General features: G+C 64.4%; 16 protein-coding genes. 5 read left to right on the top strand and 11 right to left on the bottom strand.

The window, feature by feature from the left end; translation table 11 throughout:
• Positions 1-24: 24 nt before the first annotated feature.
• On the bottom strand, positions 25-1623 hold the full coding sequence (locus tag IQ16_RS14240; protein ID WP_018645487.1) for a hypothetical protein: 1599 nt from the start codon (positions 1621-1623) through the stop codon (positions 25-27).
• Between the two features lie 10 nt (positions 1624-1633).
• Positions 1634-2617, bottom strand: coding sequence for a CHAT domain-containing protein (locus tag IQ16_RS14245; protein ID WP_158646931.1), 984 nt, complete (start codon positions 2615-2617; stop codon positions 1634-1636).
• A 171-nt stretch (positions 2618-2788) separates the two neighbouring features.
• Here IQ16_RS14245 and IQ16_RS45130 point away from each other — a divergent pair, with 171 nt between their 5' ends.
• The gene (locus tag IQ16_RS45130) at positions 2789-3166 is read left to right on the top strand and encodes a hypothetical protein (protein WP_158646932.1); all 378 of its coding nucleotides are present in this window, start codon (positions 2789-2791) and stop codon (positions 3164-3166) included.
• 160 nt (positions 3167-3326) lie between these two features.
• On the opposite strand, the gene IQ16_RS14250 is transcribed toward IQ16_RS45130, so the two are convergent.
• The 4 genes from IQ16_RS14250 to IQ16_RS14265 form a co-directional block, all read right to left on the bottom strand.
• On the bottom strand, positions 3327-4100 hold the full coding sequence (locus tag IQ16_RS14250) for an SDR family NAD(P)-dependent oxidoreductase (protein WP_018645485.1): 774 nt from the start codon (positions 4098-4100) through the stop codon (positions 3327-3329).
• Positions 4101-4111: 11 nt separating this feature from the next.
• Positions 4112-4510, bottom strand: a complete 399-nt coding sequence (locus IQ16_RS14255) for a (R)-mandelonitrile lyase (RefSeq protein WP_035667294.1) — start codon at positions 4508-4510, stop codon at positions 4112-4114.
• Positions 4511-4628: 118 nt separating this feature from the next.
• On the bottom strand, positions 4629-5408 hold the full coding sequence (locus IQ16_RS14260; protein WP_018645483.1) for a carboxymuconolactone decarboxylase family protein: 780 nt from the start codon (positions 5406-5408) through the stop codon (positions 4629-4631).
• Positions 5405-6613, bottom strand: coding sequence for an arabinose transporter (locus IQ16_RS14265; RefSeq protein ID WP_018645482.1), 1209 nt, complete (start codon positions 6611-6613; stop codon positions 5405-5407). Before IQ16_RS14265 ends, IQ16_RS14260 begins: the two co-directional genes overlap by 4 nt.
• Positions 6614-6724: 111 nt before the next feature.
• Here IQ16_RS14265 and IQ16_RS14270 point away from each other — a divergent pair, with 111 nt between their 5' ends.
• The gene (locus IQ16_RS14270; protein WP_018645481.1) at positions 6725-7624 is read left to right on the top strand and encodes a LysR family transcriptional regulator; all 900 of its coding nucleotides are present in this window, start codon (positions 6725-6727) and stop codon (positions 7622-7624) included.
• A gap of 31 nt (positions 7625-7655) precedes the next feature.
• On the opposite strand, the gene IQ16_RS14275 is transcribed toward IQ16_RS14270, so the two are convergent.
• The 5 genes from IQ16_RS14275 to IQ16_RS14295 form a co-directional block, all read right to left on the bottom strand.
• Positions 7656-8240 carry a MarR family winged helix-turn-helix transcriptional regulator gene (locus IQ16_RS14275; protein ID WP_145831532.1) on the bottom strand — a complete coding sequence of 195 codons (585 nt, stop codon included), beginning with the start codon at positions 8238-8240 and terminating at the stop codon, positions 7656-7658.
• A gap of 361 nt (positions 8241-8601) precedes the next feature.
• Positions 8602-8952 (bottom strand): YunG family protein, encoded by a 351-nt coding sequence (locus tag IQ16_RS14280; RefSeq protein WP_035667293.1) that lies wholly within the window; start codon positions 8950-8952, stop codon positions 8602-8604.
• Between the two features lie 426 nt (positions 8953-9378).
• Positions 9379-10467, bottom strand: coding sequence for a TRAP transporter substrate-binding protein (locus IQ16_RS14285; RefSeq protein ID WP_018645478.1), 1089 nt, complete (start codon positions 10465-10467; stop codon positions 9379-9381).
• A 200-nt stretch (positions 10468-10667) separates the two neighbouring features.
• Positions 10668-11804, bottom strand: coding sequence for an Mrp/NBP35 family ATP-binding protein (locus IQ16_RS14290; RefSeq protein ID WP_018645477.1), 1137 nt, complete (start codon positions 11802-11804; stop codon positions 10668-10670).
• An 85-nt stretch (positions 11805-11889) separates the two neighbouring features.
• The gene (locus IQ16_RS14295) at positions 11890-12327 is read right to left on the bottom strand and encodes a VOC family protein (protein ID WP_026312391.1); all 438 of its coding nucleotides are present in this window, start codon (positions 12325-12327) and stop codon (positions 11890-11892) included.
• A 206-nt stretch (positions 12328-12533) separates the two neighbouring features.
• Here IQ16_RS14295 and IQ16_RS14300 point away from each other — a divergent pair, with 206 nt between their 5' ends.
• From IQ16_RS14300 to IQ16_RS14310, 3 genes are all read left to right on the top strand, one after another.
• Positions 12534-13406 (top strand): NAD(P)-dependent oxidoreductase, encoded by an 873-nt coding sequence (locus IQ16_RS14300; RefSeq protein WP_018645475.1) that lies wholly within the window; start codon positions 12534-12536, stop codon positions 13404-13406.
• 22 nt (positions 13407-13428) lie between these two features.
• Positions 13429-14706, top strand: a complete 1278-nt coding sequence (nhaD, locus tag IQ16_RS14305; RefSeq protein WP_018645474.1) for a sodium:proton antiporter NhaD — start codon at positions 13429-13431, stop codon at positions 14704-14706.
• 138 nt (positions 14707-14844) lie between these two features.
• Positions 14845-16440 (top strand): sensor histidine kinase, encoded by a 1596-nt coding sequence (locus IQ16_RS14310; protein WP_026312390.1) that lies wholly within the window; start codon positions 14845-14847, stop codon positions 16438-16440.
• Positions 16441-16460: the final 20 nt, after the last annotated feature.

The following is a 16460-nucleotide window of genomic DNA, read 5'->3' on the forward strand; positions in this document are numbered from 1 at the left end:
GGGCTTTGCGAGCCCGGCGTGAAATCAGGATCTGAGCTGCGTGCTCGGCTGAGACACCGGCGCCGCCCATTCGAGCCGGTTGCCGTCGAGCGCCGACGACTTCCGGATCAGCTTGTTGGCCTCGATGTAGGCTTCCGCGGTCGAGGGCACGAGATAACCCATGACGAAGCCGAGCACGCCGAAAAGAGCGACGATGCCGGCGTAGACCAGCCAGGAGATGTACGGCATGTTCAGACCGAAGTACCTGCTAACCAATGTGAAGCCAATGAGAACGCAGACCATGACGGACGCCATCACCACCGCATGGGCCGCGCCGTCCTTCAGCCTTGCCTCGTGATAGTCCAGTCCACCGGCCCTCAGCCGCACGTCGAGAAGAATGCTCAGAACCAGCGTATTGACCAGGAAGACCAGAGACACCAGCGAGCTCGCCGCAAGCGGATGACCGCTTGCCAGCCAGCCGGGCGCGATCGGGATCGCGCTGTAGGTGATCCAGAGGACGACGTTGCCGAGCAGGTAGGATAGCGCGCCGAAGACGATGTAGGAACGCCAGGGCAAGGCATACAGCGAGGGACGCGCGAAATTCGTCGAGGCCTTGGGATAGATCGCAAAGAAGATCGAGATCATCACGGCGACCGCATGTGCGGCCGAGGAGAGGCCTCCGGTCAGCGAGCCGACCTCGTAATTCTTCGACAGGTTCATGAAGAACAGCGGCGCGACAGAGACCACGAAGTCGAGCACGAAGATGATCACCAGGGGCGCAAACGGCAACGGCTGGGGAAGAACGGTCTGGTACCCGAAGCTGGAGATCAGCTCCGTGCGGGAATCGCGCCTGTCGACCACCGACAACGTTGCCTCGGCCAATCGGCGCTGGTAGGCGACGCGCAGATCCTCGCATTCCTCGGAGATGAAGTCGGAAATCTCGTACACCAGCTCCTCCGCGTCCAGGGCCGATACCGTGATGTCGTCCGTCAGCAGGAGGGCACGGGCCGACCGTCGCAGCATGCGCCGATATTGCCTTTCCATCTCGTCGAAGACGGCTTTCCGGGCGCGGAAGAATCTCTTGAACCGCTTGTTGCCGCGCAGCTCGACGAAACTGGTGTGGAGGGAAGCGACCTGCTTGATCATGGTCGCAGCGCCGGGCGCGAGCACCTGGTCGTCGTCGTTGAGCGCCTTCTCGATCAGCCCGGCGGGAACGCCGTAGCCTTCGAGCTCGCGCTGCAACTCCGGTCTTGCCCGCTCCGTCACCTTGATGGGCGACCGCGCGATGGCGACGATGACGGTCTCCACGGCCTGCGGGTAGCGTGCCAGCGTCTGCATCATTCTTCGCAGGAAATCGATCACCCAGCCGAGCACCGGCAAATGGGGCGTCAGCACCATGAAGGCGATCGTCGCCGGGATCGCAACGACGAGGCCAGTTCCGCGCGACATCAGGATCGCGACGAAGAAATAGAACATCACCGCGATCGTGACGTAGGCGAAGACCGCGAAATAATAGCGATCGCGCATCACGGCAAAGCGGATGTCCGCGGTCTCGAAAGGTGCGTGGAAGTCGATCGCGCTGACGACGCAGACCGCAATCGCACCGAGGCCGAGAGCTACGATCGACGGGTCAAGGCCATGCATGGATGAAAACTCACTCCGATCCGGCCCGGTCCACGAAAATTTCCCCGTCGAGGCCGCGCATGTACAGGACCGGCGAAATCCATTCGGCGAATTGCCGCGCCTTCAATTCGGCCCGGGTATGCGCCAGCGCGGCCTGGATCGAAACGTTTTCCGCCAGATAGGTGTAGAACGTATCGGCGAAGGCGAGACCCATATTGTCGCTGATCTCGAACTGCATGGCGATCACGGCGGGCACGCCGCCCTGAATGAGCTCGGCGGCAGTGCTCGAGAACAGAGAGCCCGGTTCGCCCTGCGCGCCGCTGCAGGAGTTCAGGACGACGAGACTCGGCGTTTGACCGGGCTGGGTCAGGAATTCTTTCAGCGAGTCGGCATAAAGCCTTCTTCCCTTCGGCCCGCCCTCCTCCTGGACCACGATGAAGCCCATCTGCCGCTCGGGATCGTGACCGCCGTGCCCGATGAAGTGAAACAGGTCCCACCGCTTGCCTTCGTCTCCCCTCAGGAAGCGGCGGTTGAGATCCCGAGCCTTCGCCGAGGGGATCCACGACAGTTTCAGCCTCTTGCCGTCGTCCAGCTCGCTCAACGCCTTCTTGATCGCGACCTGCTCGGCATCGACCTCGATCTCGTCCAGCGGCAATCCGTTCAGGACCTTGACCCGCGCGGCCATACCCAGCATCCGTATCGGCCTTGCCGCGGCCACCCGGCGCTCCTCGCCATAGTCGTCGACGGCCCGCATGAATGGCGTGCTTTGCGACGTCGTCACGTAGAAGCGGTTCTTCTTGTCGTACATCGTCTCCCACGGCACGTAGGCGAGCGTGGGATCGGTGACCCGCAGACGGATCAGGAACGGCTGATCGTGCTTTCGCGCCGCCTGGGAGCATTCCTGATAGAGCTCGAGGATCTTGCGCTGAAAGATGAACTCGAAGAGCTGCGATCCGATCTCCTGCACGATCCGCTCGTCCGACCCCGAGGCCAGACCTCCGGCAGCGTCACGCAAAGCGGGTCTCGCTTCATCACCGCCACCTGTCGCGGACGCATTCGCGTTGCGCGCGGCAGCACACTGGAGAATTGCTTCCTGCAACGGCCTCAGATTCTGACGAAAGCTCGGCTTGAGCTTTTCGACTTCAATCTCGCGGCTCGATGAATTGTAGTCCGCGACGATGCGGCAATGACTTTCGCCACTATCTTCAATGGTCAGATTGAAAACGACTTTCGCCACGACGCAACCCTCAGCCGCGCAACAGCCGGCGCAAAAAACTCACGCCTACTCCAAGTCTATACCGGACAGAAAAGCGCGCAACGGGCGAATCGAGCCGGCGCTGTTCTCCGCATCTGCGGTGCCGGCATCCTGCCGGTCTGTTTTCCGTCCGGGACGCTCACCATCCATGGCGGGCGCCCGATTGAAATCCAATCGAATGATCGTCAAAACGACGCGGAACCGGCGTTCAGGCCTGCCGCCGCGGCTTGCGCGCCCGCCGCGGCTGGCGCACCGCATTTGCGGCCATCGGCGCAGAGCGGAAGCTTGCCGGCTCCTGAGCTTTTCTAGAGCCAATTCTCCGGAGCGAATGTGAGCCGCTTCACACCTCCCGGTTTATTGATCCCGCCCGGCTTGAGCATGCTCCGGAACTCGAAAGCGTACCGCCGCTCGCCCCTGAATCAATTTGACTTTCATGTCGACCGCCAGCATTCGACATCGCGGTCCCCGCTTATGCCGCTGGAAGCTCTACGCCTGTCAGCTCGTCCAGTCTGGCGATGAGGGCGTCCTGGAATGTCGGGTCGGTCGCCTCATCGGCCGGCTGCTCCTGCCGGAGGTGATGCCAGTAGCGGCCGCTGACCATCGCGGCCGGCTCTTCGCTGACGGCGAGCCAGGACTGCGTACGTTGTCCGGTGTCGAGATCCACGGGGGCACCCGCACCGCCCATTCTGGTGCGCACCCAACCGGGATCGACCGCATTGCAGAGAACGTGCGGCCAGCGCCTTGCCAGCGCGTAAGCCAGCGCGACCGCGTGCAGCTTGCTCTCGGCATAGGCCTTCCCCGCATCCCAGCTTCGCCGGGTCCAGTCGAGGTCGCGCAAAGAGCCCTCGCCGCCGCGATGCAGGCCGCTGCTGAGATAGACCAGCCGCTTCGGCCGCGCGATCAGGGCCGTCAGCATGTACGGCGCCAGCGTGTTGATCACCAGCGTGCCGGCATGGCCTTCCGCGGTCGAGCCGCGGCTCCGCTCCGTGTAGACGCCGGCATTGTGGATGATCGCATCCATGCGTCCGATCGCGTTGACCTGGTCTGCGATGTCCTTCGTCTCGGCGGCGCTCCTGAGATCGCCGACCACGATACCTGCAGCATGCGAGGCAAAGTCCGCAACCGCCGCGGCGCGATCGGCCGATCGCGCGTGCAGCACCACGCGGTGTCCCTGATCGATCAGCGATTGCGCAGCCGCCCGGCCAAGACCATCCGTGCTGCCGGTGATGAAGACGATCGCCATGCACTGCTCCGCTATCCCCTGCGATATTGTTCGTCGCTGACCTTCTCCATCCAGTCAACATTTTTGCCGCCCACGGATTCCTGGATGGCGATGTGGGTCATTGCCGTCGTCGGCGAGGCGCCATGCCAGTGCTTCAGTCCCGGCGGAAACCACACGACGTCGCCGGGCCGGATCTCCTCGACGGGGCCACCCTCCCGCTGCACCCAGCCGAGCCCGGCGGTGACGATCAGGGTCTGGCCGAGCGGGTGCGTATGCCAGGCGGTTCGGGCGCCCGGTTCGAATGTCACCTGACCGGCCGCCACGCGCGCGGGATCGGGTGCCTGGAACAGCGGATCGATGCGCACCGTTCCGGTGAACCAGTCGGCCGGGCCCTTCTGCGAGGGGCGCGATCCGTTTCGTTTGATGTCGATGTCCATGTCAGGTTCCTTCTGTGCTGCGGCCGCAAGCGGGCGGTGAACTCCGATCGCAGCGGCGGCGCCGCCGATCAGCGCGCCCCTGCGTGTGACGTGAGGCATGGCCCGGCTTCCTTCAGTGCGGACGCTTCTCGATGACGTCCTTGACGATGGGCGCTGCGGAGAACGCGTTGGGCCAGCCGGCGTAGAAGGCGAGATGCCCGAGCACCTCGCCGGCCTCCTCACGCGTCAACCCGTTATCCATCGCGCGGTTCAAATGATAGGTAATCTGCGCGACCTGGCCGGTCGCGATCAGCGCACTGACGGTGACGAGGCTGCGGTCGCGCGGCGCCAGCGCCGGCCGCAGCCAGAGATCCCGGAACAGCACGTCGGTCGTGTATTGCACGAGGCTCGGCGTGATCTGTCCGAACTGCTCGCCGACCCGGCTCGCCCGCTGCTTCTCCGCGGCTTCGTCGAGCGGAAGCTGCGGTCCCGACGCCGGCGGAAGCTGGTCGGCGCCGATGTTGCGGCTCCTGAACGCGTCCCTCGCCGCCGGGATCGCCCCCATCGCATTCGCCCAGCCGGTGTAGAAGGCCAGGTGCGTGATGATCTCGGAGATCTCGGATGGCTTCACGCCGCTGTCGAGCGCGAGACCGAGATGGGTCGGCAGCTCCACCGTCTGGTTGCGAGCAATGAGAGCCGCGACGGTGACGATGCTGCGGTCCCGAACCGAGAGGCCCGGCCGTTTCCAGAGATCGTCCTTGAGAACCTTCTGCGCATAGCTCTCGAGTGCGGGCGCGACGGCGCGGATGTCTTCGGGCTTCAACATGAGATTGGCTCCTTGTACGTCGCTGGCGGCGGCCACGTCGCCGGCAAGCAGGCAGAACGAAAACAGGGTGACGGCGAGCAGCTTCATTGCGGGGATCCTTCCAATGTTGCGGGGTGCACGATCAGCCACCAGGCGACGAGCGCGGCGCAGAGCACGGTCATGGCGCTGACGAGGAACACGGTGTTGAGCCGCGCGCCGGTCGCGATCAATCCGAGCGCAGGGCTTGCGAGCCCTTGCGCAAGGTCCAGGAAGGCGGTGTAGGCGCCCATGGCGAGGCCGCGGCTCTGCGCGGGAACGCGGCGCACGGCTTCGACGCCGAAGCCGGGATACACCAGCGAGAAGCCGAAGCCGGTCAGCGCCGCGCCGGCGAGCGCCATCTCGGGCCGGGCAGCAAGCCAGATCAGCGCCTGCCCGACCGCTTCGATCAGCGCGCAGACCAGCGCGACCTTTGCGCCGCCGACCGCATCGGCCACATGACTGAAGAACACCCGTGCCAGGATGAAGGCGACAGCGTAGGCGCTGTAGGCGAGCCAGCCGTCGGCCCATCCGCGGTTCGCGAACAGCAGGGCGACGAACGTCGTCACCGCGCCGAACCCGACGCTGCCGAGTGCCGAGCCGAAACCCGGCACCCATACCGAGCCGACGACCTGAACGAGCGAGAGACGCGCCTGGTGCACCGGCGCCACCGCGGGAAGCGGGGCGACAAGCAGCAGCGTCAACAGCGGCGCCACCGCTGTTGCGACCGCGATTGCGGCAAAACCATAGGCGGCGTAGAGCGCGGAGCCCGCGGGCGCGCCGATCGCGAAGGCCGCGAACATCGCCGACCCCACCCAGGCGATCACCTTGCCCGTGCTGCGGCCGTCGGCAAGCGCAAGTCCCCAGCTCACGGCAGCGGTGATGACGAAGCTCTCGGCCGCCCCCAACAGCCCGCGCCCGAGCAGGAGTATCGCGACCGAGATCAATGGCGCCTGGGTCGCCCCCAGCGAAGCCAGGTACAGCAGTCCGGACACCGCGGCCGCGAGCAAGCCGACGACCACGCCACGCTTGGCGCCGCTTCTGTCCGAAAAGTGTCCCGCCCATGGCCGCGATACCAGCGAGGCCGCGAACTGACTGCCGGCGACGAGGCCGACCACGAAAGTGCCGAGGCCCAGCCCATCATGGACATGAAGCGGAAGCACCGGCATCGCAACGCCGATGACGAGGAAGGCCACGAAGACCACGCCCATGATCGGCAGCAAGGCCGCGGCCCCACGAGGCCCCGCGACCTGCTCCTGCATCGTCGTTGCCGACATGCCTCTCTCGGCTCCTGCTTCGTGGTCTGATTGGCTGAGCCGAACCTAGAGCTTCCGCGCCCCCCTGATTAGGTGATAGATTTCGGATGCAGTCATTAGCTGGGCTAATCAATGAACCGGGACGACGCCGGCGATCTCCTTGCCTTCCTCGCGGTGGCCCGCGAACGCAGCTTCACCCGCGCAGCGGCAAAGCTCGGCATGACGCAGTCCGCGCTCAGCCAGATCATCCGGAACCTGGAGGAGCGGCTCGGCATGCGGCTGCTCAACCGGACGACGCGCAGCGTCACGCCGACCCAGGCCGGCGAACGCCTGTTTGCAAGCATCGCTCCCAAATTCAGCGAGATCGACGCCGACCTCGCCGCGCTCAGCGAGCTCAGGGAGAAACCGGCCGGAACGGTGCGGCTGACCGCGACCGAATATGCGGCATCCGAAATCGTGCTGCCGGCACTGACGAAGCTCCTTCCGAAATACCCCGACATCCATGTCGAGATCGTCATCGACTACGGTCTCACCAACATCGTGGCGCAGCAGGTCGACGCCGGCATTCGCCCCGGTGAACTCGTCGCCAAGGACATGATCGCGGTGCGCGTCAGTCCCGACCTTCGCATGGCCGTGGTCGGTTCACCCTCCTACTTCGCCGCGCGCAAGCGCCCGAGGGTTCCGCAGGATCTGACGCACCACAACTGCCTCAACCTGCGCCTTCCGACCCATGGCGGCAGCCTGTATGCGTGGGAGTTCGAGAAGGGCGGCCGCGAACTGAATGTGCGCGTCGACGGACAGCTCGTCTTCAACAGCGCCGGCCTTCTCCTGGACGGAGCGCTCAAGGGCCTGGGCCTCGCCTATCTCACGGAGGGACATGTGCAGCCCTACCTGTCCGGCGGCAAGCTGGTCAGGGTATTGTCGGACTGGTGTCCACCGTTCTCGGGCTATCATCTGTACTATCCGAGCCGCCGCCAACCCTCGCCTGCCTTTTCGCTGCTGGTCGACGCGCTCCGCTATCGCGGGAAATAGCAGACGCTTGCGTGCCCTGCGCCAAGAGGCCTTACGGGCTTGCCGGCAACTGACCTCGATCGCTCCGTCCCTCGAAATAGGCGCAAAGCAGGGTCGTGTCCTTTTGAGCGATGGCCTTGCGAAAGAACTGGCACCTGAAATGCCGGTCCTTTCCCTCTCCCCTCTCGATCAGGAACATGCATTCAGTGCAAATGTCGGCATGATGGCGGCGCTTGCCGACATCGAGCCCGGCCAGGACGCGGCGAAGCGCATCGTGCAGCCGAGATCGATCGGCGACGTCAAGCGCCACAAGCCGGTCTCGCAGCGCGTTCATCGGATCACGCTTGAGGAATCTCTCGCCTTCTCCCGTGAGACAAAGCGCAATCGAGCGCTTGTCCTCTACAATCGGCTTGCGGACCATCAATCCCTTGCTTTGCAGCGCGGCGGCGATCTGCGATGCGGCGCTGCGGGTCGTGCCCAGAAAGCTGGCAAGAGCGCTCGGCGTCCTCGAAAACCTGTTTGCGCGGGCGAGATAGCGCAAGGCCATCCATTCCCGATCGCTCAGACCCGAAAGACTGCCTTCAAAATTCCAAGTGTCCGCCGATCGCACCAGGAGCTTTAGAATCTCAATTGCCATTGTCACTGCAAGTCCCCAGGCAACGGCCGTCCTGGCTCTCGATCAAGGATCGCGAGCCGCCGTATTGGATGAAGGTTGAATTCCCGTCGGGACTTGTTGGGTCCGGTATACCGTCCCGTGAAGCCGGAACGGCGGTGATGATTCCGCCGCGGCTTCAGCCCGATTGCCGGTTCCCGATAGCCTGATCGTTCCGGGAAAGGAACACCGAAAAAATACGTACCGCGCTCACCTCGAGATGGTGGACACCGAGTCCCGCACGCCCGGATAGGTTCGGAAGCCCGTGGCGCCACGCGAACTCAGCGAGATCCATGCGTCTTCCGCAGGGAAGCCGATGGATAGCGCTTGAAAGCCGTCGCAGTCTTTAAGTTGATTTGATGTGGTGCTTCCGAAATGCCGCTCTGAGTTGAGCCAGCTCATCGTGTGTCGCTCCCCGCTCCGCGTCGGCCCGATCGGTGAGCACGTCCACGTAAACGATCGGCTGATCGAACTGGCTCGCCGTGAAGTCGTACCGCTTGCCCTCGATCCGATTGTAGAAATGGTCGCCGGCCTGCAGAGGCGTTTTCAGCAGGTCACCGCCGAAGAGATCGTGGATCAGCAGCGACGTGACGTTGCATTGCCCCGCCGCCGGGTTGTCCGCCGTCCATTGGCTGGAAGTCGACAGCGACCATGCCTCGCTCAGCGCGCGTTGTACGTCATCGGGATCGAAGTTCATCGGCATCGCCAAGATCAGCGCCGAACTATAATTTCGGATTATACGATTATCGCTTTCTACCACTGTTTTGCCCGACGAGTCAAAACGGCCTCGTTGCTCGACTGGGCCCCAACTCCATCCGCCCGTCATTGCGAGCGCAGCGAAGCAATCCAGACTCTTTCCGCGGAGGGACTCTGGATTGCTTCGCTGCGCTCGCAATGACGATTGGGCACCGGTTGCGCCAAGATTGTTCTGTCCCGCTGATTTGCCCATCTTGTCAGACGATTAGCCGCGTCGCCCAGGCAACATGCCCTGCCCCCGTCTCTACTGTGCATGGGGTTGTTTTCGATATTTTTTTGTTTGGCCCCTTCCGACGCGCCTCAGCAAAGAAAAAGCCCGGCCTCTTCTCGAGGCCGGGCTTTCCCCTCTTGCGACTTGTTCGAACGATCAGCCGCGGGTGCGCGAGCGGATCATGAAGCTGTCGTAGGTGTATTCGGCGACCTGCCACCACAGATATTCGTCGGAGCGGTAGGCCTGCATGGCGTCGATCGACTTCTTGAAGTCGGCGTTCTTGGCCGAGGTCTCCGCCCACAATTCGTTGGTCGACTTGAGACAGGCTTCCAGCACTTCGTTGGTGAACGGACGCAGCTGGGTGCCGCCGGCAACCAGACGCTTCAGCGCCGCCGGATTCTGCATGTCGTAGCGCGCGGCCATCCAGCTGTTGGCATTGGCCGCCGCGTTGGTGAGGATCGCCTGGTAGTTCTTCGGCAGCGAGTTCCACTTTTCCAGATTGGTGAAGGCATGGACCATCGGACCGCCTTCCCAGAAACCCGGATAATAGTAGTACTTGGCAACCTTGGCGAAGCCGAGCTTCTCGTCATCGTAAGGGCCGACCCACTCGGCGGCGTCGATGGTGCCCTTTTCCAGCGCCGGGTAGATGTCGCCGCCGGCGAGCTGCTGCGGCACCACGCCGACCTTCTGCAGCACCTGGCCGGCGATGCCGCCGATGCGCATCTTCAGGCCGGAGAGGTCGGCAACGGTCTTGATCTCCTTGCGGAACCAGCCGCCCATCTGGGTGCCGGTGTTGCCGCAGGCGAAGCCGATCACGTTCGACTTCTTGAAGAACTCATTGCCGAGCTCCTGGCCACCGCCCTGGTACCACCAGGAGTTCTGCTGGCGGGCGTTGAGGCCGAACGGCACCGAGGCGTAGATCGCCCAGGTCGGGTCCTTGCCGACGTAGTAGTACGAGACCGTGTGGCACATCTCGACCGTGCCGTTCGAGGTCGCGTCGAGCGCCTGCAGGCCGGGAACGACTTCGCCGGCGGCGAACACCTGGATCTGGAATTTGTTGTCAGTCATCTCGGCGACGTACTTCGCCAGCTGCTCGCCGCCGCCATAGATGGTGTCGAGCGACTTCGGGAAGCTCGACGTCAGGCGCCACTTGATCTCGGGCGAGGACTGCGCGATCGCCGGCGAGGCCACAGCGGTCGCCGCCGCGCCTGCTGCCGACACTTTGAGAAAATCACGACGCTTCATCTTCAGGTCTCTCCTTGCTGGGGCGTTTCCCCTTAACTTCTCTTTTGCCGCCGCTCATTCCGGCGGCGCGCTGGGCCCGCGTCGATCCGAAGGGGCTTGACTGCCGTGGGCCTTTAACACGGAAGGGGCGCTTTCGGAACGCGACAATGGCATGACGGGGCTCTACGAAAGTCGCATGTCCCGATGGACTCCTCTCCGCCTCAGGCCGCGGCGATGACGCCCTTGAGCTGGTCACGGACCTGTCCCGCAATGGCGCGGTAGATCGCCGCATGGGGACCGTCCGGCTCGCTGTCGACCACGGGATTGCCGGCGTCCGAAGTGGCGCGAATCGCCATGTGCAGGGGGATCTCGCCGAGGAACGGCACTCCCAGCTTCTCGGCCTCGTGCCGCGCCCCGCCGTGGCCGAAGATGTCGGATTTCGTGCCGCAATGCGGGCACTGGAAATAGCTCATGTTCTCGACGATGCCGAGCACCGGCACGTTGACCTTCCTGAACATCGCAAGCCCCCGCCGGGCGTCGATCAGGGACAGGTCCTGCGGGGTCGAGACAATCACGGCACCCTTGAGCGGCACGTTCTGCGCCAGCGTGAGCTGGGCATCGCCGGTGCCGGGCGGCATGTCGACGACGAGCACGTCGAGCTGGCCCCAGGCGACGTCGCGCAGCATCTGCGTCACCGCCGACATCACCATCGGGCCGCGCCAGATCATCGCGGTCTCCTCTTCCACCAGGAAGCCGATCGACATGATGGCAAGGCCGAAGCGCCGCAGCGGAATCATCTTGCGCTCGCCATCCAGCTCCGGCTTGTCACGCAAACCGGTCAGCCGCGGCACCGAGGGGCCGTAGATGTCGGCATCGAGCAACCCGACCTTGAGGCCGAGGTCGCGCAGCCCCAACGCGAGGTTGAGCGCGGTGGTCGACTTGCCGACGCCGCCCTTGCCCGAAGCAACCGCGATGACGGCGGCGACGCCCGGGATCTCCGACTGCCGCGCCATGGGCGATTGGGCACCGCCCTGCGGCGGCGGCTTGTGGGCATGGACCGGTTGCACACCCGGCGTGCCGCGGCTGGGAGGCGGCGGCGGCGCGGAGCCCGCCTTGCGTTCGGCGGTCAGCGCCACCATCACGGTGGTGACGCCGGGAAGGCTGCGCACCGCGGCCTCGGCCTCGGCCCGGATGGGCTCCCAGGCCCGCGCCTCGGCGGCATCGACGTTGATCGAGAAGAACACCTTGCCGTCGGAGGCGCTGATCGGGCTCAGCACATTGGCATTGGTGAGCGCAACCCCGCGCGGCGACTTGATCCGGGCGAGGCTGTCGAGAACCTGTTGCTGCGTCACGCTCAAAGCGCATCTCCCAAACGGGGCATGATCCGGTCAGATCAGGCCCAAGGCTTCAGGATGCCCCATTAGAGCGGAAACGACCAAAAGGCTACTGCCTGCCGATATCGTCAGCCATCTCGGCGGGCGCGGCGCCCTGCTCCAGGGCCGCCTCGTAGTTCAGCTCGATCATGACCCCGTTGGGGTCGTGGACGAAGATCTGCCAGAGGTCGCCGCCGGGCACCTGGCGGGAGTCGAACTTCATCCCTTTGGACGTCAGCCGCTGCTTCATGCCGTCAAACCCGCGGCTGACGAAGGCGACATGGTGGACAACGCCGGAATCCGGCTTTTGTGGCTCCGAGGTCGACGAAATATCGACGAGGTGCACCACCGCCTTGCCCTCGCTGTACATCCAGGCCCCCGGGAAGGCGAAATTCGGCCGGGCGCCTTTTTCCAGACCCAGCACGTCTTCGTAGAAGCGGACCGTCTCGGCCAGATTCCGGGTCCTTATGTTGAAATGATCGAGGACGCCAACGCTCACGCCGCCCAAGCCCGATGCCATTTTTCGCTCCCTTGTTTTGAAGTTCTTGAGGTCCGCCATCCTAGCACAGGAGGGCGCCAAACGAAGGCGTTGCCCTCCGCCCTTAAGGGTTTATGGTGCGCCCGGTCCGCTCCGAAGCGGAACCTCAAAATGCCGCATGGGCGCCCCCCGCCCGGCTACAACCGTAAAACTCAAACTACGGACAAGGTACCACAATGGCTAAAGTCGCTTTCCTCGGTCTCGGCGTGATGGGCTTCCCCATGGCCGGACACCTCGTGAAAAAAGGGGGCCATGAGGTCACCGTCTACAACCGCACCGCGGCCAAGGCGAAGGAATGGGCGGACAAGTTCGGCGGCAAGACCGCGGCCACCCCGAAGGCCGCCGCCGAGGGCCAGGATTTCGTGATGTGCTGCGTTGGCAACGACAATGACCTGCGCTCGGTCACGATCGGCGCCGATGGTGCATTCGCCGGCATGAAGAAGGGCGCAACCTTCGTCGACCACACCACCGCCTCCGCCGAGGTTGCCCGCGAGCTCGATGCGGCCGCCACCAAGGCCGGCTTCAAGTTCATCGACGCGCCGGTTTCCGGCGGCCAGGCCGGCGCCGAGAACGGCGTGCTGACGGTGATGTGCGGCGGCGCTGAGGACGTCTATGCCGGCGCCGAGCCGATCATCACGGGCGCCTATGCGCGGATGTGCAAGCTGCTCGGGCCCGCCGGCTCGGGCCAGCTGACGAAGATGGTCAACCAGATCTGCATCGCAGGGCTCGTGCAGGGTCTCTCCGAGGGCATCCATTTCGCCAAGAAGAGCGGCCTCGACGTCGCCGCCGTGATCGAGACCATCTCGAAAGGCGCTGCGCAGTCGTGGCAGATGGAAAACCGCTACAAGACCATGAACGAGGACAAGTACGATTTCGGCTTCGCGGTCGAATGGATGCGCAAGGACCTCTCGATCGCGATCGCGGAAGCCCGCCGCAACGGCGCCAATCTGCCTGTCACCGCGCTGGTCGATCAGTTCTACGCCGAGGTCGAGAAGATGGGCGGCAAGCGCTGGGATACGTCGAGCCTGCTCGCGCGCCTCAATCGCTGATACCTGACGACCTGAAACGACCTTGCTGATCGCGATCGCCGCCATCTTCGTCCTCGCCTATGCGGCGATCGCGCTCGAGCACCCGCTTCGCGTCAACAAGAGCGCCACAGCGCTGCTCGGCGCGGGGCTGCTGTGGACCATCTACGCGGTCGCAACCGGCGACCACGCGCTGGTCGGCCGCCAGCTCGACGAATCCGTCGGCTCCACCGCGCAGATCGTCTTCTTCCTGATCTGCGCCATGACCATCGTCGAGGTGATCGACGCCCATGACGGCTTCGAGGTCATCACCTCCCTGATCCGCACGACGAGCCAGGTCACGCTGATCTGGCTGATCGGTTTCGTCACGTTCTTCCTCAGCGCGATTCTGGATAATCTGACGACCACCATCGTCATGATCTCGCTGATCCAGAAGCTGATCGCCCGCCGCGACGACCGCCTGCTGTTCGCCTCCCTCATCGTCATTGCCGCCAATGCCGGCGGCGCCTGGACCGTGATCGGCGACGTCACCACGACCATGCTGTGGATCGGCGGGCAGATCACGCCGCTCAAGATCATGAGCGCGGTGTTCCTGCCCTCGCTGCTCAATCTGCTGGTGCCGCTCGCCTTCATCAGCTTCTCGCTCAGGGGCAAGACCATCGCACCGCCGCCGAAAGATAACGGACTGCTGGCCGTCGACCGGTTCGAGCGCAATTTGATGTTCTATCTCGGGCTCGGCACGCTGATCGCGGTGCCGGCGTTCAAGGCGGTCACGCATCTGGCGCCCTTCATGGGCATCCTGTTCGGGCTCGGCGTGCTCTGGCTGGTCGGCGAGATCGTGCACCGCCACAAGGAGGAGCATGTGCGCCAGCCGCTCACGCTGGTGCACGCGCTGACCCGGATCGACATGAGCTCGGTCGTGTTCTTCGTCGGCATCCTGCTCGCGGTCGCCTGCCTCGAGCATGCCGGCCTGCTGTCGATACTGGCCAAATGGCTCGATGCCGCGATCGGCCGCCAGGACGTCATCGTCGTCGTGCTCGGCCTGCTCAGCGCCGTCATCGACAACGTGCCCCTGGTCGCCGCGACCATGGGCATGTACGACCTCGCGCATTATCCGCCGGACAGCTTCATCTGGGAGTTCATCGCCTATTGCGCCGGCACCGGTGGGTCGATCCTGATCATCGGCTCGGCCGCGGGCGTTGCCGCCATGGGCCTCGAGCGGATCGAGTTCCTCTGGTACGCCCGCCGCATCGCGCCGCCCGCGCTGGCGGGCTATCTGGCCGGCGCGGTGGTCTATATCGCGCAGCACGCGGCCTTGCATTGACGGCGCTGGCCGGATCCAAAATTAACGCCGGGTTAACGTAATTCTTTAGCTCCTTAAGTCACCTCTTAAGGATTTCTTGCCAGAGATAGACAATGCAGAAGGCCCGCGCCCGGCGCGGGCAGGAATCGTTGTTGTTCGATGAGTAACCCCGCTGAAAAGCCTGAGGTAGTGCAGCTTCCGGCCGAGCCGGTGAGCGCTCCATCGGCGAGCAGCCGAAGGGCTGCGGCGCAGCGGGTGCGCGAGGCCCGCGATAAGTTAACGTCGACCAGCGGAACCCGGCCGGCCTTCGACGCAGAGATGCTGCGCCAATATGCCCAGACGCGATTGTCGGCCTCCTATGTCGTGATGCTGCTGGTGGTTGCGACCGGCGTGCTGTTTGGCCTGTGGATGCAGCCGATCCCGGCCGCGCTCTGGACCGCCGGCATGCTCTGCATCCACGGCGCGATGGTCCGCAGTTGCCGGCGCTTCCTGACCGAACCCGCCTCGCCCGCGGCAACGCGCGCCTGGCGTACCCGATTCGTCGTGCTCGACCTGCTCTATGGCCTGTGCTGGATGGCGATCCTGATCCATCCCGTGCTCGACATGGTCACGGAAACGCTGATGATGTTCCTGATGCTGCTGGTGATTGCAGTATCGAGCATGCTGGCCGCGAACTTGCCGATCGCCGCCCTTGCCGCCACCGCGCCGGTTGCGGTCGCGATGGCGCTGAGCTTTGCGATGACCGGCTCGCTGGACAATTACATCCTGGCCGCGCTGGCGATTGCTGCCGAAGGCTATTTCGTGCTGCTGGCGCATCGCCTGCACTCCTCGACCTTCGCGACGCTCGAAGCGCGGGCCGAGAAGGACGCGCTGATCGGCGAGCTGGAGCAGGCCAAGGCGATCTCGGACGAAGCGCGTCACCGCGCCGAATCTGCCAACGTCGCCAAGTCGCGCTTCCTCGCTCAGATGAGCCATGAGCTGCGCACGCCGCTGAACGCCATCCTCGGTTTCTCCGAGGTGATGAAGAGCGAGATCTTCGGCGCGCATGCGGTGCCGGTCTACAAGGAGTACTCGGCCGACATCCATAATTCCGGCGTGCACCTGCTCAACCTCATCAACGAGATCCTCGACCTGTCGCGGATCGAGGCCGGCCGCTATGAGCTCAATGAGGAAGCGGTGTCGCTGGTCGGCATCGTCGCCGACTGTCATCATCTGATGAAGCTGCGCGCCTCCAGCCGCGGCATCACCATCCACGAGGTGTTCGAGCAGGCCATGCCACGGCTCTGGGCCGACGAGCGCGCGATCCGCCAGGTCGTGCTCAACCTGCTCTCCAACTCGATCAAGTTCACGCCGCAAGGCGGCGAGATCTGGCTCAAGGCCGGCTGGACCGCTTCGGGCGGACAATATCTGTCGGTGAAGGATACCGGCTCCGGCATCCCCGAGGACGAGATCCCGGTCGTGCTCGCCTCCTTCGGCCAGGGTTCCAACTCGATCAAATCGGCCGAACAGGGCGCCGGCCTCGGCCTGCCGATCGCCAAGAACCTGATCGACCTGCATGGCGGCACGTTCACGCTGAAATCGAAGCTGCGCATCGGCACCGAAGTGATCGTCACCTTCCCGCCGGAGCGGGTCATGAGCGCGCTGGCACCGCTGTCGGACGATTCTCCGCCGCTCCAGCCTGAAGGGTCCGCCGTCCCCGACGAGAAACGCCGTCCGCGACACAAGCCGATCATGAGCGCCGGCACGGGCTCTTAACCAGATGCTTGCAGACATGC

Source organism: Bradyrhizobium huanghuaihaiense (assembly GCF_007830635.1).
Classification (GTDB): domain Bacteria; phylum Pseudomonadota; class Alphaproteobacteria; order Rhizobiales; family Xanthobacteraceae; genus Bradyrhizobium; species Bradyrhizobium huanghuaihaiense.